Genomic DNA, 11471 nt, shown 5'->3' on the forward strand with positions numbered 1-11471 from the left:
TGATCAACGTCTTCGGCAAGGTCACCATCATCAACAACCGACCCACCAACTGCACCGGCAGCCCCAACCCCGTACCCACCTGCTTCGGCTGACCGACCTGCTCGAGGTGCCCCGGCGGTCGCCGCCGGGGCACCTCCCTGCTCGGTGGGCCGGCATCCCGCCCGGCGCCGGGCGATAGTCTCTGGGCCATGACGATGCGCCCGATCCGGATCATCGGCGACCCGGTGCTTCGCACTCCTGCCGCACCGGTCACCAGCTTCGACGCCGAGCTGCACGCGCTGGTCGCCGACCTGATGGACACGCTGCTCGGTGCTCCTGGCCGCGCCGGGGTGGCCGCCCCGCAGATCGGCGTCTCCGCCCAGGTGTTCGTCTACGACGCCGACGGCCACCGCGGCCACCTGATCAACCCCACGCTGGAACTCGGCGAGGACCGCCAGGACGACGATGAGGGCTGCCTGTCGATTCCCGGCCGGTACTTCCCGACCCCGCGCGCCATGCGCGCCACCGCACACGGTGTGGACCAGTACGGGCAACCGTTGACCATCACCGGCACCGGCTTCCTCGCCCGCGCTCTGCAACACGAGACCGATCACCTCGCCGGTCGACTCTACGTGGACACGCTGCGCGGGGAGACCCGCCGCCGCGCCCTGCGGGAGATCCGCGCCGGCCGCTACGCGCCGCGTAGCCGGTGACCGCTGCCCCTCGCCGGGGACACCTACCGGTGGCCGCGCTCACCTCATCGCCCCCGACGCTGCCGCATCCACAGGCCGAGTGACCCGACCGCCACGAACACCAGCACTGAGCACACGAACATTTTCACCACCGGCCCACCATGCCACGGCTCTAGGCTGACCCGGTGCGCCTGGCCACCTTCAACCTGCTGCACGGGCGGTCGCTCACCGACGGGCTGGTCGAGTCGCCACGGCTTACCGCTGCGGTCGCCGCTCTTGACGCCGATGTGCTCGCCCTCCAGGAGGTCGACCGGGGTCAGGGCCGCAGCGGCAACCTGGACCAGACCGCTCTCGCGGCGGATGCCCTTGCCGCCGACGAGCACCGCTTCGCCGCCGCCGTCGTTGGTGAACCCGGCGGCCGGGTCCGCCCTTTGACCCACGACGATGACGGCCAGGATGAACCCTGCTACGGCGTCGGCCTGGTCAGCCGCCACCCGGTCATCTCCTGGCAGGTCATCCGGCTGAAACCGGCCCCGGTCCGGGCGCCGATCTACGTACCGGGATCCCGCAGTGGCCTCGTGCTGCTCCGGGACGAGCCTCGCGTCGTACTCGCGGCGGTCCTGCGCACCCCGCTCGGTCCGTTGACGGCGGCCACCACCCACCTGTCGTTCGTTCCCGGTTGGAACGCCCGCCAGCTACGCCAGACCGTCCGCGCGTTGCGCGCCCTGCCCGCACCACGGATCCTGCTCGGCGACCTCAACCTGCCCGCCGGGGCGGCCCGACTCCTGACTGGATGGCGTCCCCTCGGCTGCCGACCCACGTATCCGGCGGAGCAGCCCCGCATCCAACTCGACCACGTCCTGGCCGACCGGCAGGCCCACCACCGGCTCCCACCGGTGACGGCCGTGCGAACCCCACTGTCGGTGATCTCCGACCACCGGCCCCTCGTGGTTGATCTCGGTTGACCGGCGGCGCTGGCGTGGTGTCGGGCTCACGTCGCCCGGGGGCCGGGCAGCAGGTGCCCGAGGAGGAGTTTGAGGATCAGCAGCGGCGCCAGCCAGGCGAGTGCTGGTGGGGTGGGCAGGAGCGTGACCGCCGCGACCAGTAGCCCGGCTGCGGCGGCGAACGCCAACGGGCGTTTGGACATCGGAGCGGCGGCGGCGACCAACACGGCGGCGGCGAGAGTGCCGGCGTAGAGCGTGATCGCGGTCGACCACGGGTACGCGGGCAGGATCAGCGCCAGGACCGGCAGGTGGACGTGGGCCGCCACAAAGATCACCTGCCGGCGGGCGGCGGTCGCGCCAGTGTGGAACCGGCGCGACACCGATGCGGTCGCGTTGACCACGGCCCCGCCGAAGATGTCGAATCCGAGGACCGCCAGCACCACCACGACCTGGGGCGGGTAGCCCGCGGCGCCGCCGACGGCTGAGGCGACACCGGCACCGACGACCGCGGTGAGGTAGCTGAGCCACCGCTCCATTCGGGTGGCGCCGGGGGCGATGAGCAGGTCGTTGAGCCGCGAGGTGGCGCGTCGTGGCAGGGACATGGGAGCTGTCATGGTCATCTCCATCCTTTCACCCAAGCTGGTGCATGTCCGTTCACCTTAGTGAACATACAGACACCTGTCGAGTGTGCCCACGGCATGCACAGTTTTCGGGCCCTGTCGATTGATCGGGGTTTCACAGTGGCGCCCCACCCTGATGGTTGGCGCATGAATACGAACCACGCCCGCGACCCTGGCAGCTGTTGACGTGGACCGCAGGGCTGATTTCGACCGACCATTATGCTCCGGGGTGGCTTCCGACTCCGTCGATCCAGCGTGCATCCGAGGGGCTGGAATTCGCCGTGCGAAATCCAGCGAGAGGCGTCAGCGGCAGGCAGTCCGACCACCAAAACCGACTACCTTCCTCCACGACAATCGATGGATGGGGGATCCTCGGACCGACGTGAATGAACGCTGGCTGAGGTTGGGCGGCTCAACCATTCGACGCGCTTCGTCGGCCGACTGGGTTCATTCACCCCGTCCAACTGGCCGGCATTTCCTTGCGGCGTCGAAGATCGACGTTTGCCGAGGTGTAGCGCTCCCATCCGGGACTGGGGGGGCTTTCCCTGGCAGTAAAGGGCCGTTTTCCCATTTGTCGAGCGATGAACGTATCTTTTTCGATCCAACGTTTCGCCGAGGTTAAGTGGCACGGCACATCGGGGTTAGCGCACCCACCGGGTCGTATCGGAAAAACACCGCTAGTCGCCCGGAAGCGCTGCAATGAAGATGTACCAATGGATGCCATGTCATTTGCTGGTGCAACGTTCTTGCCCGTTGCAGTGTCCGCCGACATTGATTAGCTTGAACTAGGCGAACGCTAAATACAGTTAACCGTTGCGGGCGGCGACGTCGGCACAACTGGAGACGGTGGCGACTGTGCGAATTCAGATCCTCGGCCCGGTTTCTGCCTGGCGCGACCACGAACCCCTGAATCTCGGCCCCGCAGCCCAACGGGCCATGCTGGGACTGCTGACGATCGTCTGCGGACAGCCGGTGTCGCACGCCGAGATCATGGCGGCGGTGTGGCCCGACCGGCTACCGCCGCCGACCGCCCGAAATGTGATCCAGACGCACGTCAAACACCTGCGCTCCATCCTCGAGCCGGACCGGCGACGACGGGCGCCGAGCCAGATTTTGCGCCAGGTCGGTGACGGCTACGCCCTGCACGTGCCGGCCACCGCGGTCGACGTGGCGCGGTTCCGGCACCAGGTCACCACGGCGACCGGCCTTGCCCACCGGGGCGAGATCAACGGTGCGGCCGACCTGCTCGGGCAATCCCTCGCGCTGTGGAACGGTTCGCCGCTGGCCGACATCCCGGCGCTGACCGCCCACCCCAAGGTGGTCGCGCTGGCCGCGGAACGGCAGGCCGCGCTCGACCGCTACGGCGACATGATGATCGCCGCTGGCCGGGCGGGGGAGGCACTGCCCGTGTTGGAGGAGGCAGCCGCGGCCCAGCCCTTGGATGAGTCAGCCCAGGCCCGCCTGATCCGGGCCTACCACGCGGCTGGACGGCGTTCCCGTGCCTTCAGCCGGTATCACCAGGTGCGGCGGTTGTTGACCGAAGAACTCGGGGTGGGGCCAGGACCGCAGCTGGCCACCGCGCACACCGCGCTGCTGCACGACGAGGCGCCACCAGCCGAACCGGGTCCCGCAACCGTCCCGGCAACACCCACGAAAGCCACCGGCGAGGTTTTCGTGGTGCCAGCCCAGTTGCCCGCCGACATTCCCGACTTCACCGGGCGCGGCGCCGAACTACATCACCTGGACCGACTCCTCGCCGCACGGCCGGGGCCGACCTCCGCCAGTGCGGCTGGGGCCGCCCTCGTCACCGTGTCCGGTACGGCCGGGGTGGGCAAAACCGCCCTGGCCGTACGCTGGGCCCACCGGGTACGCGGCTGGTTCCCCGACGGCCAGCTCTATGTGGATCTGCGGGGGCACGACGCGGACCCGCCGGTGACGGCGCGGCAGGCCCTCGCCGGGTTCCTCCGCGGGCTCGGTGTCACCGGTACCGACCTGCCACCCGGTACGGAGGAGCGGGCCGCGGCGTACCGCAGCCGCATGGATGGTCGGCGGATGCTCGTGCTGCTCGACAACGCCGTATCCGCCGAGCAGATCCGTCCGCTGCTACCGGGCTCGCCGTCCTGCTTCGTCCTGGTGACCAGCCGAGACTCACTCGCCGCCCTGGTGGCGCGGCACGGTGCCCGGCGCATCGAGTTGGACGTGCTGCCGCAGGACGACGCCGTGGTGCTGATCCGTCGGTTGACCGACCCGCGGCTCACCGACGAGCCGGGCGCGACGGCGGCGCTGGCCACCCAGTGCGCCCGGCTACCGTTGGCGCTGCGACTGGCGGCCGAGATGACCGACAGCCGGCCGGGCACACCCCTGGCCCAACTGGTCCAGGAACTGGCCGACCAACGCCACCGACTGGACCTGCTCGACGCCGGTGGTGACCGGCGCACCGGGGTGCGCGCGGTGCTCTCCTGGTCCTACCGGCGGCTGCCGGCGGATGCCGCCCGCGCGTTCCGGCTACTCGGCCGGCACTGCGACCCGGACGTGGAGCCGCAAGCCGCGGCCAGAATCCTCGGCACCACCGTCGCGGAGGCGTGGCGACTGCTGGACCTGCTGGCCCGCGCCCACCTCGTACAACGCGGCCCGGGTTGCCGCTACGGCATGCACGCGCTACTGCGGGCCTACGCCGGCCACCTGGTGGAGACCGAGCAGGCGTACACCGACCGGCCGGCCGCGATCGGTGTGTCCGGCTGACCGCCGGCCTAGCCGGTTCCCCACAGCCACCGGGCGAGCAGCGTCCCGTAACCAGGGTCAGCGGGCAACGGTCCGGCGGTCGGCTCTCCCCACGGCCGGTGTTGCCGTCGGTGGTCGGCGTCGACGTCGGTGTAGGTATTGGGCGAGCAGCAGCCCGCCCGCTCCGACGACGACGTCGCTGAGCACGGAGACGATTCGGCTGGCCAACACCACCGTGCCGGCCAGGGGCAGCGGCAGGACGGTCGACAGGGCCAGGGCGAGCACCCCCTCCCGGACTCCGATCCCGTCCGGGGCCACCATCACCACCAGCCCGGCCACGGTGGCCAGGGCGAACCCGGCCACGCAGAGCAGGTAGGCGCGCCCTGGTGGCGCACCCGCGACCACGGCGAGCAGCCACAGGTGGTGCCCGGAGATGATCCAGGACAGGGACTGGGTGACGATGGCCCGCCGCAGCCCCGACCGGGACGCGGCGAACGTCGGGGCGGACCGACGGAGCACCCGAGCGGCGGTACGGATGCCCAGGTTGAGCAGGTCCGGCCGGATCAGCAGCGCGAGCACCGGCACCGCCGCCAGCCCGAGCAGCCACCACGTCTGCGTGCCGGCGACCGCCGGCGCGGCGCCGAGTCCGACGGTCACCCCGGTCAACGCCACGATGCCCCAGCTCACCATGAACACCGAGGCGAGCCGGACCGGCCCCACGTCAACGGCCTTGCCCAGGCGAAGGAGCACCGGCAGGGCGACGAACCGGCCGGGTACGAATTTCACCAGGAACCCGACGAAGAAGATCCGGGAGGCGGTCCACGGGTCCACTCGGGCCCCGAGGTCAGCAAAGAGCGCCCGCCAGGAGAGCACCCCAAAAACCAGACCGACGCAGTTGATGGCGAAGGCCGCGCCGAGGGTGAGATAGACCGTGGCCAGGTCCAGGCTCGCCGCCAGTTCCCGGACGGGGCGCCAGTCCTGCCCGCGCAGCACGGTGACCAGACCGGCAGCCAACAGCGCCACGAACAGCACGGTGACGGCCCGGTGCAGTAGCCGCCGCCACTTCGCCCCGGCGCTCCCGGACGGTTCCGGACCGTCCGGGGGCTGCCGGCCTGCCGTGCCACCGCGTCGGCGGAGGGAGTCCACGGTGGCGACAGCGGCGCCGACGGCCATCCCGACGAGCTGGGTGGCGTGCATGAGCATGTGCATACCGACGAAGTACGCCAGGAACAGGTGCCCCTTGCGGCGCCGGACGAAGCCGAGCAGGCCCCGGTCGACCACGGCGAAACCGGCCGCCAGCAGCAGGGGGACGGCGATCAGTTCGACGGCGACCGCCGCGAGCGGCAGGGTCAGCGGCACCCCGGCGCAACAGAGCATGGCGGCGACGGCAGCCCGGTCCACCGTTTTCCCGGCCCGGCCCCCGTCCGGTCGGGTGCCCGCGGTGCCGGTGGCCGCACGCCGGTGCCCGGCCAGCATGGCGGCGAGCAGCCGGCCGTAGCCCATGGCGCGGCGCACGTGCTCGGACAGGTACGGCCAGAACCGGTCCACGTCGTCGTGCCGGCCGAGGACGTCCGCGCTCATCCGGATCTCGTAGTGGGCCGGCAGCCGGGTGCCGAACTCGATGTCCTCGGCGTCGCGCAGTGTTTCGTCGAAGCCGCCGACCTCCTCGAACACCGGTCGGGGAATGGCCGTCAGCGCGAACAGCGTGGCATCGGTCACCCCGGCGCCCTGCCGGCGCCAGTAGTGCTCGAACAGGGTCTTGTAGACCTCTACCGGGCCGCCGTCGTGCAGCGGCTGGGCATCGTAGATGCCCTGCACGACGCCGCAGTCGGGATGCGCGCGCAGGGTTCGCACCGCGGTGGTGATCGCCTCCGGGGCGAGGGCGATGTCGGAGTCGAGAAAGAACAACACGTCGCCGCTGGCCGTGGCGGCACCGGCGTTGCGGGCGGCCGAGACGCCCCGGTTGGTGGGCAGTGCGATCAGCTGGCAGTCGAATCCGGCCGCGATCTCCCGGGACCGGTCGGTGCTCGCGTCATCCACCACGATGATCTCGACGGGCGGGTGGGTCTGTTCCTGGATGGACCGCAGGCAGTCGGCGAGGCTGGCGGCCTTGTTGTAGTTGGGCACGATCACCGACACCGTCGGCGCGGGCGGCTCGATTCCGTCGGGGATGCTGCCGGCGCCGGGTGCCACCGTCCGGGCCGCGCCGGTCGTCGAGGTCATGACACTCCTCCCCGGGTTCAGACCGAGATCGACAGGAACTGGAGCCGGTGGTCGGAGTGGCCGGCGGGGTCCCGGAACTCGTAGCGATGTACCTCGACGTCGTCGGAGACCAGCGCCCAGTCCAGCCGCCACAGCAGCAGGCTCGGGCCCGCGGCGGACCAGGAGACGGGGTACGCGGAGCGGCTGGCGTAGCCGGCGTCGCGCAGCTGCGGGGGGAACCGGTGGGTGTCGCCCATCGCCGGTGAGGTGTTCAGGTCCCCGGCGACCAGGATCGGGTGGGAGTTGTCCGCCACGTCGGCGGCCAACGCCCGAAACTGTGGTATCCGGCGTTCGTGCTGGGTGCGGATCGCCTCGTGGAAGGCGCCGCTGAACAGGCTCGGACCGCCGGCCCAGAGCGGCACCGGCAGGTGCGCGTTGTAGGCGGACACCACCCGGCCGTCGATCAGCAGGTCGGTGCGCAGCACCTGGTGGTTCCAGAAGTCGGTGAAGTCGGTCGGCGCGGACGGTAGGCCGGTGGCGGACAGCGGCGTGGCGGCCACAATCGGGTACCGGGAGAGGGTGAGCAGTTCACCCACCACCGCGAGGTGGTAGCCGGGAAACTGCCGGCGGACCTGGTCGAGTTCGTCGGCGCGGACCACCTCCCCGTCCACCTCGTCGAGGTACTCCTGCAACAGGTACACGTCCGCGCGTTGGGCGTGCAGCAGATCGTAGAACTCGGTGGCTCGGTCCGGCAGATGCCAGTACTCGGTGTTCCAGGACACCACCCGCAGCGCGTCCGCCGGCACCGGCGGCGCCGGGCGTAGCGGGCCCGGCAGGTTCAACCCGGTCAGACCGGCGCCGAGCAGCAGGGCCGCGAGCGACAGCAACGCCACCGGCCGGCGGGCCCGCCGGTTCCCGGCCGCGACCACCGCGAGCAGCACCGGGATCGTGAGGAAGGCGATCGGCGGTAGCAGGTCGGCCAACCGCCACCACCAGAGTCGGCCGCTGAGCAGCAGGTGCGCGGTGGTGAAGCCCAGCCACAGCGCCGCGGCCGCGAGCAGGGCCCGGCGCGGCCAGCGCCGCCACCACCGATCGGTGGGCGCCCCGGCGACCGTCGGCCCGACCTGCCCCACCCGCATCGGCTCATCGTCGGCCACCGCCGCGGCGGAGGCCGTGACCGACACGGCGGGATTAGTCGCGGCTTCTGCCGTGACCGGCACGGCGGGAACCGTCATGGCGGAGGCGTGGGGCGGTGCCGTCACGCCGGGGCCTCGGCCGGGAAGGTGCTGTCGTACAACCGGCGGAACGGGCGGGACGTCAGCCACTGCAGGACCCCGACGCCGACCCCGGTGGTGATGGTGACGTTGACCAGGAAGTGCACGGCCACGAAGAACAGCAGGAAGCGTGGCCCACGTCGCCGCAGCACCAGCGCGTACATCCCGCGGTCGACGGTGATCGAGGCGCCGAACAGGGCGGCGGGGGCGAGCAGCCACACCGGCCCGGCCAGGGCGGCGAGCAGCAGCGCGGGCAGGCTGGCCGCCGCCAGCAGCGACCCCCACGCCCGTGCGGCCGTCTCGAACCCGGTGGCGAACTGCCGGGCCCGGGCGTACAGCGGGATCCGCAGCCGGGCCCGGTGGAACAGTTTGCGCAGCAGCGGCAGCAGCTCATGGTCGTGGTCGTGCCGGCCGCGTACCCGGGAGGTGAGCAGGAGGCGGTGTCGGCGGGACAGCCGGTAGCCGTAGTCCACCTCCTCGGTCTGCTTCAGCGCCGGGTTGAAGGGGCCGACCTGGTCGTATACGGACCGTCGGATCGCGCACATGGCCGGGAAGAGGAAAGTGACCTCCCCCTCCCCACTGGCCGACCAGTGGTGGTACTGCAACCCCCGGTAACGCGCGACCGCTGTGTCGTGCAGCAGCGGCTCCGGGTCCTCGATCCCGCACACCGCGCCGACCTGCGGCTCGGCGGTGAGCACGGCCACGGCCTCGGCGACCGCGTCGGGGGCCATCGCCACGTCCGCGTCAACGAAGAACAGGATCTCGCCGGCGCTGTTGGCGACCCCGACGTTGCGGGCCCGACCGCAGCCACCGTTGTCCGGCAGGGCGATCACGCGTACGCCGAGGGAACCGGCCACGGCGGCCGAGTCGTCGGTGCTGTGATCGTCCACGACGAGCACCTCGATGTTCGGGTACGTCTGGTCGAGCACGGCCCGCAGGCATACCTCGAGCGAGGCGGCGTAGTTGTAGCTCGGCACGATGACCGAGACCAGCGGGGTGGGGTTCACAGCGCCGCCGCGGGCTTGTCGTACAGCCGCCGGAACGTCTTCGAGGTCAGCAGGCCGAACACACCGACGCCGGCCGCGACGGCGATCACCAGGTTGAGCAGGAAGTGCATGGCGACGAAGTAGGCGACGAACCCCGGGCCGCGGCGGGCGGCGACGAACCGGTACATCGGCCAGTCGAGGCGCAGGTAGCCGGCGAACCCGACCGCGGGAAGCACCGCCCAGACCACCCCGAGCAGCACCGGCGCCACCGCGGTCAGGAGCACGACCAGAGCGGCGACGCTGCTCCAGGCGCGCGGGCCGCTGCGCAGCCCACCGGGGAAGCGGGAGGCCCGCGCGAACATCGGAATGTGCAGCATGGTGCGGGTGAACACCTTGCGGACCAGGACGCGCAGGTCGTGGTCGTGGTCGTGGACGCCGCGGACGGCCGGGGTCAGCCAGATCTCGTACGCGCGGGCCAGCCGCAGGCCGTAGTCGGCGTTCTCGGTCTCGCGCAGCCGGGGGTCGAAGGGCCCGATCTCGGCGAACACGTCGGCGCGCATGGCCAGCAGCGCGGTGTACAGGGTGTAGATGCGTCCCTCGTCGGCGATCAGCCAGTAGGACTGCTGCAGGCAGCGGTACTCCTCCAGCAGGCTGTCGCGGATCAACGGTTGCGGGTCGTAGTTGCCGCAGACCGCACCGATCTGCGGGCGTTCGGTCAGCAGCGCCACCGCGTTCGCCACCGCACCGGGTTTGGCCGCGACATCGGAGTCGACGAAGAAGAGGATCTCACCTCGGGCGTGTGAGGCGCCCAGGTTGCGGGCCACCGACGGGCCACCGTTTGCCGGGGTGCGCACGACCCGCACGCCGTACGAGCGCGCCACGGCGACCGAGTCGTCGGTGCTGCAGTCGTCCACGACGATGATCTCCAGGTTCGGGTAGGTCTGGGCCTGTAGCGCGGCCAGGCACAGCCCGATCGCGCGGGCGTAGTTGTAGTTCGGTACGACGACCGAGACCAGGGGTTCGGGCATGAGGCAGACCGCTTTCAGGAGGTTGGCAGGGAGGCGGCGAGCAGACCGGCGCCGACGGCCGCCGCCAGCAGGGCGGCGGAGCCGACGATCAGCCGGTCCCGCAGCAGGGTGCGGACCGGATCCGCGCCGCCGTGGTGTACCAGGACGGCCTGCAGGTAGCGGGAGATGGCCAGGAGGGTCAGGGGTACGGCGGCGAGCACGATGGCCTCGCGGTGCGCGCCGATCGGGGCGTCGGTGTGCAGGTACATCAGGAACGCCGCGACGGTGAGGGTGGCGTTGACGCTGATCAGGTGGTCGGCCAGGTTCAGGGTGTAGCCGCGCAGCGCGGGCCGGTACCCGGTGCCCTGGGCGGCGAGTTCCCCGCGGCGCTTGCCGAGGATCAGCACCAGGCAGGCGGTGAAGACGGTCGTGAGCAGCCAGACCGACACGGTCGCGCCGGTCGCGGCGTAGCCGAACACCACCCGCAGCCCGAAGCCGGTGGCCACCACACTGATGTCCACCAGCGGGATGTGTTTGAGCCAGCGGCTGTAGGCCACGTTCAGCACCAGGTAGGCGGCCAGCGGCCACCCGGGCAGCGCGGGGCCGACGGCGAACGCCAGGCCCAGCAGTCCGGCGAGGACGCCGGCGAATCCGGCGGCGGTGGCCACCGAGATCCGGCCGCTGGCCACCGGCCGGGCCTGTTTCACCGGGTGCCTCCGGTCCAGGTCACGGTCGGCGATGTCGTTGACGACGTACACCAGCGACGAGGCGAGGGTGAACAGCAGCACCGCCCAGCCGGTGCGGGCCAGCCCGCCGACGGTCCAGGCCGGGGTGTCGAGCAGGGCCAGCGGCACGGCCAGCACCGTCTTGGCCCATTGGCGGGGCCGGGCCAGCAGGGCCAGGTCGCTGGCGTGGCGGACCAGGCGCAGGTCGAGCCGTCCGGTCGCGGTCGCCGGCTGCGCCGGGTTGCGCCTGCCGGCAGCGTTGGGTGCCTCGGCCGGAACCGACTCTGCCGTCACCTCGACCGCGGTCATAGCTGACCTCCT

General features: G+C 71.4%; 9 protein-coding genes. 3 read left to right on the plus strand and 6 right to left on the minus strand.

The window, feature by feature from the left end:
• The first annotated feature begins 188 nt into the window (after positions 1 to 188).
• Positions 189 to 692: a peptide deformylase gene (locus tag H0524_RS00080; protein WP_018724895.1), complete on the plus strand. Its 504-nt coding sequence runs from the start codon at positions 189 to 191 to the stop codon at positions 690 to 692.
• Between the two features lie 164 nt (positions 693 to 856).
• Positions 857 to 1636, plus strand: coding sequence for an endonuclease/exonuclease/phosphatase family protein (locus H0524_RS00085; RefSeq protein WP_180196822.1), 780 nt, complete (start codon positions 857 to 859; stop codon positions 1634 to 1636).
• A 26-nt stretch (positions 1637 to 1662) separates the two neighbouring features.
• On the opposite strand, the gene H0524_RS00090 is transcribed toward H0524_RS00085, so the two are convergent.
• Positions 1663 to 2229: a hypothetical protein gene (locus H0524_RS00090; RefSeq protein ID WP_180196823.1), complete on the minus strand. Its 567-nt coding sequence runs from the start codon at positions 2227 to 2229 to the stop codon at positions 1663 to 1665.
• An 861-nt stretch (positions 2230 to 3090) separates the two neighbouring features.
• Here H0524_RS00090 and H0524_RS00095 point away from each other — a divergent pair.
• Complete coding sequence (locus tag H0524_RS00095; RefSeq protein WP_180196824.1) at positions 3091 to 4977, plus strand: AfsR/SARP family transcriptional regulator; 1887 nt, start codon at positions 3091 to 3093, stop codon at positions 4975 to 4977.
• Between the two features lie 57 nt (positions 4978 to 5034).
• On the opposite strand, the gene H0524_RS00100 is transcribed toward H0524_RS00095, so the two are convergent.
• Genes H0524_RS00100 through H0524_RS00120 form a run of 5 tightly spaced genes read right to left on the minus strand, consistent with a single transcriptional unit; the run spans position 5035 to position 11459 of the window.
• Positions 5035 to 7179: a glycosyltransferase gene (locus tag H0524_RS00100; protein WP_180196825.1), complete on the minus strand. Its 2145-nt coding sequence runs from the start codon at positions 7177 to 7179 to the stop codon at positions 5035 to 5037.
• Positions 7180 to 7196: 17 nt separating this feature from the next.
• Complete coding sequence (locus H0524_RS00105) at positions 7197 to 8420, minus strand: endonuclease/exonuclease/phosphatase family protein (RefSeq protein WP_180196826.1); 1224 nt, start codon at positions 8418 to 8420, stop codon at positions 7197 to 7199.
• Complete coding sequence (locus H0524_RS00110) at positions 8417 to 9439, minus strand: glycosyltransferase family A protein (protein WP_180196827.1); 1023 nt, start codon at positions 9437 to 9439, stop codon at positions 8417 to 8419. The genes H0524_RS00105 and H0524_RS00110 overlap by 4 nt, the downstream gene beginning before the upstream one ends.
• Complete coding sequence (locus H0524_RS00115) at positions 9436 to 10446, minus strand: glycosyltransferase family 2 protein (RefSeq protein ID WP_180196828.1); 1011 nt, start codon at positions 10444 to 10446, stop codon at positions 9436 to 9438. Before H0524_RS00115 ends, H0524_RS00110 begins: the two co-directional genes overlap by 4 nt.
• 14 nt (positions 10447 to 10460) lie before the next feature.
• On the minus strand, positions 10461 to 11459 hold the full coding sequence (locus tag H0524_RS00120; protein ID WP_180196829.1) for a UbiA prenyltransferase family protein: 999 nt from the start codon (positions 11457 to 11459) through the stop codon (positions 10461 to 10463).
• Positions 11460 to 11471: the final 12 nt, after the last annotated feature.

It is taken from the genome of Salinispora sp. H7-4 (assembly GCF_013416675.1).
In the GTDB taxonomy this organism is placed as follows: Bacteria; Actinomycetota; Actinomycetes; order Mycobacteriales; family Micromonosporaceae; genus Micromonospora; species Micromonospora vitiensis.